The following is a 17,030-nucleotide window of genomic DNA, read 5'->3' as shown; positions in this document are numbered from 1 at the left end:
ATTTCTCAGTTTTGCATGGTTTTATTGTTAAATCATGACTAATTTCATATTATAGTATTAAACCTTGAACTTTTCTATTAACTTTTCTAAAGTCTGAGCCAATATATAAAGTTCATCAGCTTGTGCTTTTACATTCTGTATATCATTTAGTTGATTAGCTACACTCGCATTTACTTCTTCTGTTGCGGCAGCTGACTGCTCTGAAACAAAAGAAATATTGTGTATATTGGATGTAAGTATACTACTATTAGCTAGCATTCCCTCTATACTTTCATTCATTGCTGTAATTTTTTCTATAATATTTTCTATAGAATTATTAAGACTAACAAAACTTTGTTCAGTAGTCTCAACTGCATAGTTTTGATTCTCTACATCCTTTTTAATATTGCCCATGTTTACTTCAGCTGCTTTAGTCGTTTCTATAACTCTAGTTACTATATTTCTTATATTTTCTGCAGAAGCCCCTGATTGTTCCGCAAGTAATCTAACTTCTTCAGCTACTACCGCAAAGCCTCTTCCTGATTCTCCTGCTCTAGCTGCTTCTATGGCTGCATTCAATGCTAAAAGATTAGTTTGAGAAGATATACTCAATATTGTACTCAGAATTTGTCCAATATCTTCTGTCTCTTTTGCTAAAACAACAATACTTTCAGAAATTTGAGATACTCCGTTTATAGTACTTTCATTCTTGGTTTTAAGTTCTTTAAAGGCAGCCATTGTTTTTATGCTGCTAGCTTCCATCTCTTTACTTTCAATATTTATATTATTATTATATTCTTTAATTTGAGATAGACTATTATTAAACTCCACTGTGACCTGTGATGCCTTCTCCACCTCATATGACTGCTCTTGTCCACCTTTAGCGATTTCATCTATAACTCTTGCTATTTCTTCGCTGGAAGTAGTTACCTCTTCTGCTCTTTTAGTAAGATTTTCAGAGAAGTTCAATACATTAATTGCAGAGCCTTTAACTGAAAGTACTAAATCCTTAACACTATCAACCATATTAGAGAATCTTCTTCCAAGCTCTCCAAGTTCATCAGATGTATTTATGCTGGTTACTATGGTCAAATCTCCAGCTTCTCCTTTTTTCATAGCTTCTTTTAGTTGATTGATAGGATTTGTCAAACCTCTAGAAATCCTTAGGCCTATAAATAAAGCTGCTGCTATAAATATGAGGAATACACCTGTTAATATTAAAACAGTAGATCGAATTTTAGAATATACTTCGCTTGTGTCAATCATTCCAGTAAGCTTCCATCCAGACTTCTTATTAGTCATAGAATATATAAATTTATCACTTCCTAGAAACTTAGTTTGTTCAAGCTTATTATTTCCAGTCATGACATCCTTCATCCAAGATACTTCTGATTTATTCTTGAAAGCATTCTCCATTTTTTGATCCTTGGTATCCGCATTAGTGTTTACTCTATCAGGATTTAAGTTCTTCTCTAATAGATTTTTATTCTTTGTGGCTATTACTACACCAGTCTTATCCATTAATAAGATCTCACCGGTCTTTTCAATTTGAGTATTATTAAATAATTCTGCAATATTCGTTATATCAATATCTACCCCAGCAACTCCTATTGCTTTACCTGAGCCGTCAAATATCTTTTTTGTTGCCGTAACCACCATTTTACCTGTTGCTATATCTTTATATGCATCTTGCCAAAGTATATCATCCTTTGAAATAGTGTCCTTATACCAAGACTTTGCTGTAGGATCATAGCCTTTAGGAAGTTCGGTTTCGGGAAATATATACATGCTCTTATCTTCAGTAGCAATATATGCATTTAATATTCTCGGGTTACTTTTGATAATTCCATTTAGTTCTTTTTTTACTATCGCTCCGTTAGGATTTGATAACGATAATTTTGCTATTGAATTCTCAGTTATTTGAGATAATGTTGCTTCATATCCAGTATAGGTTTCATCTATAACATTATTTACACCAGTCAAGGATTTCTCTATGGAATTTGTATAAGAAGTTTTCAGATTATTGTACATTATTACATTTGAAATGATACCGGTAGTACACATAGGTAGTAATATTATAAGTATAAAAGCAAAGATGAGTTTTTTCTTAATAGTGTTGAATTTCATTTATGTTTTCCCTCCAAAATATTATGTCTATAATATTATCGAGTAAAATTAATGAAACTAAAGAAATAAGTTACACTATAGCCAATCATAAAACATAATATGTCTTACTTGTTACAATTGTTAAACATTAATTAAATCAAAGTAATAAATTTTATTTAATAAGTTATCTCTGTTAAAGTACTGTGTTGAACATAGCCTATATTTTATATTCTAATCTTGACTTTGTATTTAATTGTTCTATATTATATTTTTAATAACTATACTTTAACCATTAGTACATCTATACAACAAAGAACACACAATAATATCAAAAGATATTATTGTATGTTCTAATATAAAATATTTCTTAGCTATACACTCTTTATTTTATATATAACAAGCTAGGAAGATGTTTATATATACGCTTCTTCTGCAGCTTCCCTTAAGATTTCGTATGCCTTATCACAGTCTTCTTTAGATGCTATAAGCGGTGGCACCATGCGTATTATTGAACTTCCTATTAAAGTAACCAAAAGCCTTCTGTCAAAGCAGCCATGCTTAATATCCTTACCTACTGGAGCATCAAACTCAACTCCTACAAGAAGCCCTTTCCCACGTACTTCTTTCACATGTGGAAGAGTTCTAAGCTTCTCCATAAAATAGTTACCTACTTCCCTAGCATTACCAGCTAAGTCATTGTCTAAAAGCTCATTTATTTGAGCAAGAGATGCTGCACAGCATACTGGATTTCCTCCATAGGTTGTACCATGGGAACCTACTGTAAAGGCCTTAGACACTTCTGAGTTTGAACAAATTGCAGCAATAGGCATTCCTCCCCCCATTGCTTTAGCCATAGAAACAATATCAGGCTTTATATTATAGTCCATATAAGCCATCACGCTTCCTGTTCTACACCATCCAGTCTGTACTTCATCTAAAAGCATCAGAAGTCCCTTTTCATCACAAAGAGCTCTTATTCCATCCATAAACTCCTGAGTAGCTGGTACTACTCCTCCTTCTCCTTGTACTGGTTCTATCATAATTGCTATGGTATCTTCTGTAACCAATTCCTTAAAAGATTCTAAATCATTAAAATCAGCATACGAAAATCCTGGAAGCATTGGCTTAAGGCCAACTTGACAGGCATTGTCCGGTTGTCCTGTAGCAGTTAAGGATCCATAAGTTCTTCCATGGAAGCTGTTCTTGGCTGTTATAATATGATATTTATTTTCTCCATACTTCTCTACTCCATATTTTCTAGCCATTTTAATCATGGCTTCGTTAGCCTCAGTGCCTGTGCTTTGGTAAAATATCTTATCCATCCCTATGGTATCACATATCTTTTTAGCCAAAAGAGCTTGAGGAATAGTGTAAGGATAGTTAAAAGTATGAATTACATCCTCCACCTGTTCTTTTATGGCAGCAACAACTTTTTCATTACAGTTTCCAGCACTATTTACAGCTATTCCTCCATAAAAATCAAGGTATCTTTCACCTTTTTCATTGTAAATATACATACCTTTCGAGTATTCACAAATAAAATCATACCTCTCATAAGTATCAATCATGTACTTTTTAACTAATTCCTTTACTTCCTCTGCAGTTAGGTCTGATTCTTTTAATCTCATACAAAAAATCTCCTTATTACATAAATTTGAACTTAATTATTTAGTTAATTAATAGCTTCAAGCAGTTAGTATTTAAAAATCGAATTATTAGTAACTTAATTTCAATAACATGCTTTAATAACACGTAATTTTAAAGAGTTAAGTTATACATATATCTATCATCTATTTCTATATGCAAGCATGATAAATCTCTTTAATCTCATCAATAGTAAATTCCTTAGGATTATTTTTAACGGATACCAAAGATACCTTCATACAGTTTTCCGCCATCCAATCTACATCTTCATGAGTTACTCCCATTTGTCCAAGAGTTACATTTAAGTTTATATCTCCAAGAAATTTACGAATAACCTTTGAGCAATCCTTCTCATCAGTTCCACCTAAAATCCTCGATATATCAGCGTATTTCATAGGTAAATATGCATATGACCTTTCTATTATCTCTGGCATTAGAGCCGCTAACCCCTTTCCATGCACCACATCTTTAAGTCCACTGACAGGGTGCTCTAAGGCATGAGCTCCTGCAACTCCAGCTGCTCCTATTACCATTCCTCCTAAGGTTGATGCAAAAGTGACCTTTTCAAAGGCCTCCAAATCTGCTGGCTCATCATACACCTTTTTTAAGTTTTCTGTTATAAGCTTCATAGCATAAATAGCTTGCATATCTGTTATTGGCTGACTAGCCTTTGATACATAAGCTTCCATACTATGAGTAAGTGCATCAAAGCCTACTGCAGCTATAGTCTGCTTAGGCATAGTAACCATAAGCTGTGGATCTATAATAGAAGCCTTTGCATAAATTGCATTAGTCCTTAAGGATTTCTTATCTCCATTTTCCGGATTGGTTAACACCGCAAAATTATTTCCCTCACTTCCTGTACCAGCAGTTGTAGGGACAAGTATTATAGGGAATGCCTCTACACCAACCTTCCTTCCAAAAATATATTCAGAAATATCCCAAGGATTTTTTACACTGAAAGCAATGGCCTTTGCTGCATCCATTATGCTTCCACCACCAATTCCAACTACAACATCGCATCCTGCTTCTACTGCCATATCCGCTCCAGCTTGTGCTGTAGTTGTTAATGGGTTTTGGTCAACTTTATCAAATACAATTCCTTCAACACCTTCTACTTTTAGAAGTTCTAAAGCCTTATCAAGTAATCCTGTCCTTTTAGTACTGCTTCTCCCAGTAACCACTAAAGCCCTTTTTCCATACCTTGCGGTTTCTTTACCTATCAAATTAATCTTGCCAGTACCAAAAATTAAATTTACAGGTAAGAAATAATTAAAATTCATCATATATCTTCCCTTCCTCTATAACTGCATTAAACTACATTTCTTATATACATCAAAAGATACTACCCTTGCTTCATTAAGAAGTAAATCAAACTACTTTCATAATCACCGAGCAAGTACTTTGGTCCATTAGCTCCGTCTCCTCTGCTCCACCCATTAGGAATCCATATTGGTGAGGGTCGTAATCATTTAAGATAAGCTGATTTATTCCTGTGATATATGCACTACCTGTGATTTCTGGAATGATGGCTATTCTTTCATCAAGGTTGAGTTCTTTTGTTACTCTACCACTAAACATAGATCCGGTTATACTCTCATAAACAAACTTCTCCCCTAACCCTATCTTGCAAGTTTCATAAAGATAAGCAAGCTTAGCACTAGTTCCTGTGCCGCAGGGTGATCTATCAACCTGTGCTTCACCAAATATGACCACATTTTTCAGATTAGCTTTTGGGTTAGATGGCTTTCCGTAGAACTCTACCAGATCAACTTTGGTGATATCTAAATATGGATGAGTTATTTCAACTGTCTCATTAATTTTTCTTATAAGCTTCATTCCTAAATCAGTAAGAGCATTTAAGTTTCTTTGTTCAATGGGAATTCCAATCTTCTCTGTATCCACTAGTGCAAAAAAACTTCCCCCAAAGGAGATGTCAACTGGAATAATCCCATATCCCTTAATTTCTACCCTTAAATCTTTTTTATACAAAAAGGCTGGAACGTTTAGAATACTTACTTCTACTGCTCTTCCACTTTCAACCTTTACCTTAGTTTTTATTATTCCTGCTGGAGTATCTAATACTACCTCAGTATAAGGTTCTTCTACCTTAACCAGCCCTGTTTCTACTGCCACAGTGGCAGTTCCTATGCTTCCATGTCCACACATATTTAAATAGCCACCACTATCCATAAATATTACCCCTAAATCAGCCTCTTCACTGATTGGCTCCACAACTATAGCCCCAAACATATCTTTGTGACCTCTTGGTTCAAGCATAAGAGCTTTTCTGTAGTCATCATAATTGCTCTCAAGGAATTTTTTCTTTTCCATTATGGTTTTGCCCTCTAACTCAGGAAAGCCATGTAATATAATTCTTGTGGGTTCTCCCATGGTATGGGAATCAACTGCAAAAAATGTTTTTTGAGCCTTTGGTAACTTAGGTAAACTCTCCATCACAGCCTCCTGTATCTATAAATTCATATAACTTTTCCAATGTAATTTATCTTCAAATAAAGGCTAAGTCAAAGTAAACTATCAACTCTCCACTCCAATGTCCCCACTAAACATTATGTCTATACTCATACGGCAACAGCTTTGACTGTCCAAAGTGATCAAACTCAACTACGCACTGAAGAGAATCCTTAAGTATTCCTATCTGCATCTCAATATTATTTGGTTCTCCCGCGTTAGAGCCTATAGGTACATGAGCTGCTGCAATACGTGGGGCACCTTGCTGCTTTGCAATAGGTGGAAGTGCTGCAATTACTATTCCAGACATTCCTGCTTCCTCACAAGCTCTTGTTACTATGGTAGCTGAACGGTGACAAGTACCGCAGCCTCCTGTGCATAGAACAATATCAACTCCTTGAGCCTTTAACTTTGAAGCAATCTCTGGCCCAGTTTCATTTCTAAACTTATCAACGTTTCCGCCTCCCCCCATGAAGCCATACATTTCTTCTGCTAAGCTTCCTATAAAACCTTCTGCAACTAACTCACGTAATCTATCTAGAGGAAACATAGCATTTACATCCTTATTAATATCTGAATTATCAAAACCTCCATGTGTAACCATAAGTTCACTTGTTATAGTGTCTGATGGTATTGGACGATAGCTGTAGTCACCTGCCGTATTAAATGGTTTCTGATCTTTTTTATGAATACCTCCTGCTGTGATAAATGCAACCTTACATTCACTTAAAGGTTTTAATAATGGTGTCCAAACTGGTTTGGGTGTTACTGGAACGAATATCTCTGATTTTAATCCTACTGCTGTAGTAAGTTTCATTTTACTTCCTCCTCGCTAATTGATATATCTAAAGCTTCCCTTTTCTCTTAAAAACTGTTGTAGCACAAATATTAATTTCTGGCTGTTCAGCTTAATATAAAACTTGTATTTTAAAAATAACTATAGGAATCAAAAGGGGTTTGAAAATAGATTTCTAATTGAAATAATAGATCTTTATACAGTTTCTAACTCAACTTATGATTTATATGTGCCTTAAAGAATCCCTTACAGCCTATATCTGTAAACAATTATAAATTGAGTTTAGATATAAGATGTCTTTATATGGTCTGCATATAACTGAAATAGAACTCTACCATCTGACCGGCCTCAAGCTTCTTATCTGTAAATACCCATCTTAGTGGAACACATATAGTACCTAATCTCCCTTGAACATCTACCTTTACAGCTGTATCATTTATTTCTACTATCTTCCCCTTAGTTAAGATCGGATTTAGATCAATCATTTTCCTAGTACCTCATCTACAATTATTTGATTTTTATCTATAACTTCCTGGGTCCATTTAGCTTCAGCAGGTTCTATTGGTATACCTGCCATTTTAGTTTTTAACATTAATATAGCTCTATCCGCATCTGGCTTCGTTATAGAGCTGCAGCCTGCAACTTCATTTTCAAAACCTTCTTTATCTTTATTAATCTCAATCATTGCATCCATGTATTTATTTCCTACAACCAGCTGTCCTTGGTATGCACAAAAAGATACTCCAACCACTGGAATTCCCCTCATACCAATTTGTTCAATATGGTAAGTAAAATCTATATGATTGTTTCCGAACCCTTCAGTGGTAACAATAGCTCCCTCTACATTTAAGGCTTCTACCAAAGTTCCTAGGCGTTCTGAAACATATGCTTTTTCATCATTAACTTGAGGGCTTCCTACAAATATAACTCCAACTAAGTCTAATTCTTCATCTTCTGCCAAAGCTTCTACTAGTGGTTCACGAAAATAATGTCTTGTCATCTCTTTAGTTGCTGGTCCTATACAGGTAAGTGCATGAATAGCTCCATCACGTACTTGGTTAGGTGTCATCATCACAGGTACGTTTCCAAGATCAACATTTTTCTGCCCCCCTTGTATACCTGCTGGCTCTATTGGACAAAGAACATTATCATGCATAGCCCCCTGCCCCATTATCTCCTTTATAAGAACAACTCTTGGACGACTTGTCTTTTTTACATCCTTGCATATCTTTTCTTTCGCCACTGGTTCTTTTGTGTTTTTTATTATGTTTCTAACTTCTTGGATTATCACATCCTGAGCTGAATGTGCTGCAAAAGGTCCTCTTCTCTCCATTCCTGTTCCACGCTGAATAGTTGCATGAACACGAATTATAATATCATCCTCATCTGCACAGCCTGGTCTTCCAAAAGCCATCTTCTCATCCAAATATCCTTCTGAAGAGCCAAACTCATGTACCTGAACACCATCCTCATCAACTCCTGTAAGCATAAACACTACTCCATCTAAAGTATGAGAAATTCCTTCTCCTAGCTTGCCTTGAACCTTAGTGGAAACTGGACATACATCCATTATGGTCTCAGTGTAAACATGCCTATTATCTGGCTTAATAATATCCATTTTTAAGTTCTTTACTAATGGATCTGCTTTAAGAGCCTTGCTTATTACACTTTCATTTATGGTCAATACTCCTTCTGAGTAAGAGGTCTTTTCTCCAAACCTTACATCCCTTACCTTGTAATACTTTTTTACTAAGGTTCTCACCACCTTATTCTGTAAAACAGCTTCTGACTCTCTTTCATTTAAAGGAATGACAGCCTGCCCTTTAAGCATTGAAAGTGGTATATCTAGCTTTAGTCCTTCCAATTTTTCTATCTCTATATGAATCACGCCTTCATCATTAGGCTTTTGAGGCATCTCTCCCTTTTTATCATTTATTTCTTTTGCTTTTACGTTTCTCTCTGAATAGTTAACTCCATCAACCATATCAGACACTATTGGTGTAAGAGCATCCACATCCACAACTAAGGTTCTTCCTAAAACCTGCTCAATAGTAAGACCTTCCTCACTTAAGGTCATAAGTCCTGATTCAACCATATCCTCAAATATTGTTGGATCCTCTAAATCTTCTGCACTAATTTTCAATCCTTTTTTTCTCTGGCAGCAAAAGATCGCAGGATCTTTTAGGTGTTTTTCCAAGGTTTCTTTATTAATTGACATATTTATAGCCCCCTATTTTCTTAATATTTTATGCCTATTGCCTAATTGGATTTTGTATTTACAGATCGAATATTTTATCCGAATCTAATTTGTATTACTTTTTAAAAGAAAGTCATATAGCTAAATCAATAAAGCTTGATCTTAATAAACTTTGGTTCTAATCAGTATATATCTAGGTAAACTCTAACCAAATAAACTAATTTTTCTAAAAAATATACCACTCCAATAGAAGTTGTATTTTAATACCTCTGCCTATAATTTAGAGGTGATTTAAAATATCTTACTAATTGAAGTGGTACACCTTTATACCTTTAATTGCTTTTAAGTTTTCTTATAAGTCTGTGATTTACTGCTCTTAGTGCACTATCAGTACAATGATGCACTTGCAGCTCAAGCTTTGGAGCACAAGACATTACTGTATTGGTGCAATCAGAACAATTGCTTATTAAAACTGCCTTTGCTCCCGCTTTCTTCAATGCCATTACCTTCTGCACCTGTCCTGGACAAATTCCTGGATTTTCGCATTTATAAGTTTGATTTACAGGCTTTGCATGCTTACAATATTCAATGCCTACAACTTCTGATTCCATTGCTTCTGCTATCTGAAGCAATCTCTCTTTATCTGCTCCACAAGCACATACTAATAGTCCAAGCTTATCTGGCCCCTTTAAAAAGGTTTCTGTAACAATTATTCCTCCAGTAGTCTTAATTACTGCTTCATCTAAAACTGTTCGCTTTCCAGTAAAGGGGCCACCCATAATTATTTCACCATATTCAGACTGACATCCTCCGGCTTTATCTATAAGAGTTTTGACCCTTGTACCAATAGGAATATCCTCAAATACTTGAATCAACTCTCCCTTTAATTTACCTGCCACTGTAATATCCTTATCAATTAGAGGTTTCTTTTTATCAACCGCTTCATAAATTCGATAGGCGGTTTCTGAATTTATAACTATGCTATTTACCTCAGAAGGAAGTTCGTTAACTTCAAGTAATTTTCCATTTACTTCTCTGATAATAGCTCTTTCTTCCCCCATTGGATACATATCTGGAAGAAGAATTATCTTAACACCATGATTGGAAATAGCTTCTTTTAAAGCCTCTACAGCCTTCTTGTTTTTTTCTTTTATAGCAACTACTCCATGTTCAGCCTCAGTAATATCCATAGCTATTTGGAGTCCACGAATTATCTTTTCAGCTTTCTTCTCTATACATAAAATATTGTGGCTAAGAACTGGTTCACATTCAGCTGCATTAACTATAACGGTACCACCTGCCTTAAGTTTTTTTGAAAGCTTTATATATGTTGGAAAGCCTGCGCCACCTAAACCAACAATACCAGCTTCCTCTACTAGCTCCAGTGGATCTTCTGCTTTCAATCTTATATACTCACCATCGCTACTTCCACAGCTTTTCTCAATCTCAATATATTCAGGGGCTACTGCTTTAACTTTTCCATCAACACTAGAATGAATATTACTTCCAAGAGCTCCTTTAGGCTTCTCCCCAATAAGCTGCCCACGCTTTACAAACTCGCCTTCCTTAACCCTAGGAAGTGAAGGTACTCCAATATGTTGCTTAAGTGAAAATTTGTAATATTCCATGCCATGCCCCCTTTCATTCATTTACATACCTTATAAAGTAATTAGTGTATTTTATTGTATTGTTATTGCTTTTTCAATATAATAATACATATTATAGAAATAGTAAAATTACACTTTTCCATGCTAGACATTACATTTTGTCATGAAAACAATCACATAAAAACTTAAGGAGGGGGCATTTATTGGATCTTAAAAAATATGAGCTTTTTGCTGATGTGGCTGAAACAGGTAGCTTTACCATAAGTGGAGATAAGCTTGGATATACTCAGTCTGGCGTGAGTCACATAATAAAAAACTTAGAAACTGAATTGGGGTTTTCATTGTTCGTTAGAACTAGAAAAGGAGTCTCTCTCACTGACAACGGAAAGAGAATTGAGCCTCTTATAAGGCAGCTTCTTGCGGACAATTCTCGCCTAGAACAAACCATTAATGGTATAAATGGCTTAGTTACTGGTTCAATTACCATAGGCACATATTCAAGCATTGCTATAAGCTGGCTTCCTAAGATTATCTATGAATTTCAAAAGGACTTTCCTAACATTGATATTCATATGAAAGAAGGAGGAATAGATGAAATAGAATCTTGGATTGAAACTAGCACAGTAGACTTTGGCTTCTGCAGTCAAAGAGATTCACAAAGCTTTGACTGGGTATCCTTACAAGATGATCCTCTTATGGCCATCTTGCCAAAAGACTTTCCTGTATCCAAAGGTGGCACCTATCCTATTTCAGCTTTTCAAAATCAACCCTTTATCATCTCCGCTCAAGGAATTGACTCTGACATTCATCTAGCACTGACCAAGGCAAAGGTTACACCATACATAAGATTCTCTTCCACAGATGACTACGCTATAATATCTATGGTTGCAAACCATCTTGGTATCAGCATACTTCCTAAGCTTATAATTCAAGAGTGGTCAAACCAAGTTACTTCCTTATTTCTTGAACCCTATTCTTTTAGAAGTCTAGGTATAGGAATTAAGTCACTAAAGCAAGTTTCTCCTGCTTCTAAGAAGTTTATAGAGTACTCTAAAAAAATTATTGCAAATCAAAAAAATACTGTATCATCTATATAGCAGTCTATACCTTGTTATATTTTTCCACCTTCATACAGAAAATCAGATGCGAAAAAAGTTGCTAAAGCTGGTGACTTTAGCAACTTTTTATTGTATCTGAAAGTATAATCTTCTTTTTAACTAAATCTAATTATTTTAAGGATTTAGCATAGTTTTCTAATATACAACCAACTAGCTAACTTTTAGAATAATTAAATTTTTACACCTCAATATATTACAAAACCTCTCCGTTAGTGGCTATAACTTCTTTATACCAGTAAAAAGATTTCTTTTTATATCTATTTAAGGTACCTGTACCGTCATCATTACGATCAACATATATGTATCCATAACGCTTTTTTAACTCTGCTGTAGATGCACTAACCACATCTATACATCCCCAAGATGTATAGCCCATTAATTCCACTCCATCTTCAATAGCTTCAGCCACTTGAAGTAAATGACTCTTTAAATATTCTATACGATAATCATCAACTACAGTTCTTCCACCATGTCCATCATCCACTAATTCATCCACAGCTCCAAGGCCATTTTCCACAATAAATAATGGCAACTGATATCTATCATATAATTTATTTAAAGTGAACCTTAGTCCTTTCGGATCTATTTGCCATCCCCAGTCTGAAGCCTTAACAAATGGATTTTTATATCCCCTGCTTAGATTTCCACCAGTCTTCTCTCCAAAATCGGGATTAGTAGTCTCACAATTGCTTGAATAGTAACTGAAGGATATAAAATCAACTGTATGCTTTAGTATTTCCTCATCACCAGGTTCCATCTTTATATTAATACCATGCTCTTTAAAAAATCTATTCATATAGCTTGGATACTTACCTCTTGCATGTACGTCAGCAAAAAACAAAGTATCTCTATCTTTAATCATTGTTGCTATGACATCATCTGGATTAGGTGTTAGTGGATATGTAGTAATACCCAAAATCATGCAGCCGATTTTTCCTTCTGGCATAATCTCATGGCCTATATTTACTGCTAAAGCACTGGCTACAAGCTCATGATGAATTGCTTGGTATAAATCATTTAAGCTCAGTTCTTCCTTAGGAGTTAATATGCCTCCACTCATAAAAGGAGCATGAATCAAGGAATTAATCTCATTAAAGGTAAGCCAATACTTAACCTTATTCTTATATCTTTGAAAAATAGTTCTTACATAATTCTCATAAAAGCCAATCAACTTACGATTTCTCCAGCCATCATACTTTTTTGCAAGCCCTAAGGGAGTTTCATAATGAGATATGGTCACAAGAGGCTCAATGCCGTACTTATGACATTCATCAAATAAATCATCATAGAATTTCAAACCTTTTTCATTTGGCTCAAGCTCATCACCATTAGGAAAGATTCTTGACCATGCTATAGATGTTCTAAAAACCTTAAAGCCCATTTCAGCAAAAAGCTTAATATCTTCCTTGTATCTATGATAAAAATCTATTCCAATCAATTTCAGGTTATCTTCAGTAGGTTCTTCACTCCTATTACCATTTAAGCCATTAGGAAGTACATCCTGAACACTCAAGCCCTTACCATCTTCTAGATAAGCCCCCTCACATTGATTGGCAGCAACTGCTCCTCCCCATAAAAAGTTATCTGGAAATTTCATACTCATTTTTACTTCTCCTCTTTCTACTTATAAATTCTGTTTACTACTGCGTAGCATTATGCTTTAACAAGTTATTCACCTTTTATATAGACCAGCTTCAACTATTAATTTATGCAGGCCCGATAATCCCCATCAGCAGGGATTATCGAACATTTATAAATTAAATTTCCATAAAGAATACCTATACTTAAACTGCAAAGTGCCATAAAGCTTTAATTTAGTCTTTACTTAATCAAATTAATCAATTTATCCTTTTGCTTTATACACTCAGCTTTTTTAGCTTCAAAGGAAATATTACTGTATTCTGAAGAATTGGTTATTATTATCGGTGTTATAACATCATAACCAGCTTTTTTTATCTCATCTATATCAAACTCAACTAACAAATCACCTAAATTTATCTTATCTCCTGCTTTTACCCTTGCTTCAAAGAATCTTCCGCCTAAGTCCACAGTGTCTAACCCTATATGTATTAGAAGTTCTACTCCTTCATCTGAAAGAATTCCAATAGCGTGTTTTGTTTCAAACAATGCGCTAACAGTTCCATTCACAGGAGAAACTACTCTTCCTGAGCTTGGCATAATAGCTATACCATTACCCATTATACCTTCTGCAAAAGTTGGGTCTTTGACTTCACTTAAAGGAACTATGCTTCCTTCAAGTGGTGAGCAAATTATACTATCTTGTACTTTTACTTCAGCCACTTCAGTAAGATTTTCTTTCTGCTTTTTTTCTTCAACAATGTCTTCAAAGCCTATAATATAAGTAATTACAAAGGAAACCACAAAAGCTATAGCTGCACCAATACATGCAAACATTATATTTCTGAAACCATTAGTTCCAATATAGCCTGGTAGTGCTAAAAGTCCTGGTGAACCGGAAGTATATCTTCCAACTCCAGTAATACCTAAGAATAGCCCTGAAACACCTCCGCCTATCATAACTCCTGCTAAAGGACGTTTTAGTTTTAAAGTAACACCGTACATTGCAGGTTCAGTTATACCACAAACTGCAGTTATACCAGCAGACGATGCAAGCTGTCTTAATTCTGTATTTTTAGTTTTTAGCGCTACTGCTAAAGCTGCACCACCTTGGGCGATGTTAGAGCCAAGCATACCTGGTCCTACTACTGTGTCAAAACCTGCTGTAGCAAGATTGTTTATACCTATAGGAATTAATCCATAATGCATTCCTGTCATTACTAATAATGGAGAAAGTGCTCCAACAATAAATGGAACTAACCATCTAGCATATTTGTTTAAAAATTCAATTGCCGCTGATATTCCGTTACCACAGATTATCCCCAAAGGCCCTAATATAATTAAAGTAACCAATCCTACAACTAATAAAGTCAATAAAGGTTTTGTAAAGAACTTAATAGCTTTAGGAGAAACCTTGTCAGCAATTGGTTCAACAAAGGACATAAACCAAATAGCTAAAATTATAGGTATAACTGATGAAGAATAACTGGCTAAGGTTACAGGTAACCCTGCAAAATAGATTCCTTGTCCACTCTTCTTAGCTGCATTTACCATGTTAATAAAGTTAGGATGCAAAATAACTGCTGCTATAGACATAGCCATATAAGCATTACATTTGAACTTCTTTGCAGCTGAATTAGCAATTAAAAATGGTAAGAAGTAAAAAGCGGCATCTGCCATGAAATTTAAAATAGAATATACTTGAGTATTAGTGCCTATAACCTTGAAAGTAACTAATAGGGCCATAACAGCCTTTAGCATACCAGCCCCAGTAATGGCTGGAATAATTGGTGTAAATATACCTGCTATTGTATCAAGAACTTTTACTACAGGTCCCTTATCATCAGAAGGTTCATTTGCGGAATCGTTATCAAAGTTGCCAAACTTATTTATCTCTGAATAAACATTGGCAACATCGCTTCCTATGATCACTTGATATTGACCACCTTTATTTACAACTCCCATAACTCCTTTTATATTCTTTAATATATCTGTAGCCGCTTTGGTGTCATCTTTAAGGTTAAACCTTAGCCTCGTAGCACAATGTGTCAGTGAGGTTACATTTTCTTTGCCACCAACATTTTTTATAATATCTTTGGATAATTGTTTGTAATCCAAGATCAATACCCCCTCTTTATCTTTTCTTTGATATCATTTACAACTAAATTATATTGACTTATCATATATGTATCAATACTATATTTAATATGGTGATCATAGTTTATATCTATATATGGAGGAATATTTTTAATGTTAGAAATAAGACTTTTAAATTACTTTTTAGTACTTGCTGAAGAACTTCATTACACAAAAGCTTCAGAACGGCTTAATATTTCACAGCCTACTTTAAGTAATCAAATTAAGATTTTAGAAAGCATGCTTAATGTTAAGCTTTTTGAGTATGTACAGAAAAAAACAGTACTAACAGAGCCAGGTAAAATATTGAAGCAACACGTTTATAAGATATTTTTTGATTTGGAACAAGCTGAGAGCGATATAAAGAATTACATAGGTAAATCAAGATCTCAAATCCGTATAGGCGCTTCTGGCTCACATCTACTTTTGATACCTTGTTCGAGATTTAATAATATTTATAACAATGTATTAATAACAATAGAAGAACATAGCAGTAAAACAATAATTGAAGATGTAAAAAACGGAAGGTTAGACTTGGGCATTGCATACTATTCTTCTGATGATTCAGATATACATTCTGAATTGCTAAATATAGAATCATACATGGCAGTTGTACCTTTAACTAACGAATTAGCTGAACTATCTTCAGTTTCTTTGAAGAAGTTGACTAAAGAAAACATAGTGTTATTAGCTCAAAATTCTAACTCTAGAAGAAATATAGATAAGGCTTTTGATAGGATTAATCATATATGCAAGCCAAGAATACAAGCTGCAAATTTAGATTCTTGCCTAAGACTTATAGAAAACTCTGATAATATTACAATTTTACCAAACTCCTATGTAAAGTCTGTAAAGCAAGTAGATTTTAAGGCTATCTCCATTTCTGACTACCCTCCTAAACAAACTATTAATCTTATATATAGAAAGGATTTATTCATAGATGATATATTAAAAGCCTTCTTAGATATAATAAGAGATTTTCATCAAAATATGTAACAGTTAGCCCTTACCCAAAAAACTATAAAAACTCTTGGTAGATTCATCGAGAGTTTTTAACATAAATTTTATTAACTTTGCTATTTACATTAAGGAAAATTTTCTATATTATGTAATTATAGTATCAAAAATAACTACCATATATAAAAATACAAAGGGAGGTGAAACATAAATAAGGTCTAACGTAACATTAATTGCAATTGTCAAAGTAAAAAAATAGTACTATTCTATGATTATTCTTTCTAACTTTCAATAAACTTTACACAATTCTATTAACAATATTTATTTTTCAAATTTCTAAATTTAAAGTTATTTAATTTAGCTCTATTATTCTCTTTTAAAATCCAATAACATTTTTAGACATCGTTTTAATTTTTCATACAAACATAAATTAAGCTAAG

12 protein-coding genes are annotated in these 17,030 nt (G+C 34.2%); 2 read left to right on the top strand and 10 right to left on the bottom strand.

Annotation, left to right across the window (positions count from 1 at the left end; genetic code table 11):
- Positions 1-57: 57 nt before the first annotated feature.
- From GXK57_RS11495 to prdC, 8 genes are all read right to left on the bottom strand, one after another.
- Positions 58-2,106, bottom strand: coding sequence for a methyl-accepting chemotaxis protein (locus tag GXK57_RS11495; protein WP_160676036.1), 2,049 nt, complete (start codon positions 2,104-2,106; stop codon positions 58-60).
- A gap of 392 nt (positions 2,107-2,498) precedes the next feature.
- Positions 2,499-3,713 carry an acetylornithine/succinylornithine family transaminase gene (locus GXK57_RS11490; RefSeq protein WP_160676034.1) on the bottom strand — a complete coding sequence of 405 codons (1,215 nt, stop codon included), beginning with the start codon at positions 3,711-3,713 and terminating at the stop codon, positions 2,499-2,501.
- Positions 3,714-3,881: 168 nt separating this feature from the next.
- The gene (locus GXK57_RS11485; RefSeq protein WP_160676236.1) at positions 3,882-5,012 is read right to left on the bottom strand and encodes an iron-containing alcohol dehydrogenase; all 1,131 of its coding nucleotides are present in this window, start codon (positions 5,010-5,012) and stop codon (positions 3,882-3,884) included.
- 88 nt (positions 5,013-5,100) lie between these two features.
- The gene (locus tag GXK57_RS11480; RefSeq protein WP_160676032.1) at positions 5,101-6,186 is read right to left on the bottom strand and encodes a proline racemase family protein; all 1,086 of its coding nucleotides are present in this window, start codon (positions 6,184-6,186) and stop codon (positions 5,101-5,103) included.
- Positions 6,187-6,292: 106 nt separating this feature from the next.
- On the bottom strand, positions 6,293-7,018 hold the full coding sequence (gene prdB, locus GXK57_RS11475; RefSeq protein ID WP_160676030.1) for a D-proline reductase (dithiol) protein PrdB: 726 nt from the start codon (positions 7,016-7,018) through the stop codon (positions 6,293-6,295).
- Positions 7,019-7,296: 278 nt separating this feature from the next.
- Entirely contained in the window at positions 7,297-7,482 is a 186-nt protein-coding gene (locus tag GXK57_RS11470) for a CBO2463/CBO2479 domain-containing protein (RefSeq protein WP_160676028.1), read from the bottom strand.
- Positions 7,479-9,215 (bottom strand): D-proline reductase (dithiol) proprotein PrdA, encoded by a 1,737-nt coding sequence (prdA, locus tag GXK57_RS11465; RefSeq protein WP_160676026.1) that lies wholly within the window; start codon positions 9,213-9,215, stop codon positions 7,479-7,481. Before prdA ends, GXK57_RS11470 begins: the two co-directional genes overlap by 4 nt.
- 311 nt (positions 9,216-9,526) lie before the next feature.
- Positions 9,527-10,822, bottom strand: a complete 1,296-nt coding sequence (gene prdC / locus GXK57_RS11460) for a proline reductase-associated electron transfer protein PrdC (RefSeq protein ID WP_160676023.1) — start codon at positions 10,820-10,822, stop codon at positions 9,527-9,529.
- Between the two features lie 182 nt (positions 10,823-11,004).
- Here prdC and GXK57_RS11455 point away from each other — a divergent pair, with 182 nt between their 5' ends.
- Positions 11,005-11,898, top strand: a complete 894-nt coding sequence (locus GXK57_RS11455; RefSeq protein ID WP_160676020.1) for a LysR family transcriptional regulator — start codon at positions 11,005-11,007, stop codon at positions 11,896-11,898.
- A gap of 214 nt (positions 11,899-12,112) precedes the next feature.
- On the opposite strand, the gene GXK57_RS11450 is transcribed toward GXK57_RS11455, so the two are convergent.
- Positions 12,113-13,522, bottom strand: a complete 1,410-nt coding sequence (locus GXK57_RS11450) for a 6-phospho-beta-glucosidase (RefSeq protein WP_160676017.1) — start codon at positions 13,520-13,522, stop codon at positions 12,113-12,115.
- A 218-nt stretch (positions 13,523-13,740) separates the two neighbouring features.
- Positions 13,741-15,615 carry a beta-glucoside-specific PTS transporter subunit IIABC gene (locus GXK57_RS11445; protein ID WP_160676014.1) on the bottom strand — a complete coding sequence of 625 codons (1,875 nt, stop codon included), beginning with the start codon at positions 15,613-15,615 and terminating at the stop codon, positions 13,741-13,743.
- A 132-nt stretch (positions 15,616-15,747) separates the two neighbouring features.
- Here GXK57_RS11445 and GXK57_RS11440 point away from each other — a divergent pair, with 132 nt between their 5' ends.
- On the top strand, positions 15,748-16,629 hold the full coding sequence (locus tag GXK57_RS11440) for a LysR family transcriptional regulator (protein ID WP_160676011.1): 882 nt from the start codon (positions 15,748-15,750) through the stop codon (positions 16,627-16,629).
- The last annotated feature ends 401 nt before the right edge of the window (positions 16,630-17,030 follow it).

Origin of the sequence: Clostridium sp. C8-1-8 (assembly GCF_009928445.1) — a bacterium.
GTDB lineage: Bacteria > Bacillota > Clostridia > Clostridiales > Clostridiaceae > Clostridium_AR.
The sequence above is the reverse complement of the archived record's forward strand: the minus strand, read 5'-3'. Positions and strand labels throughout refer to the sequence as shown.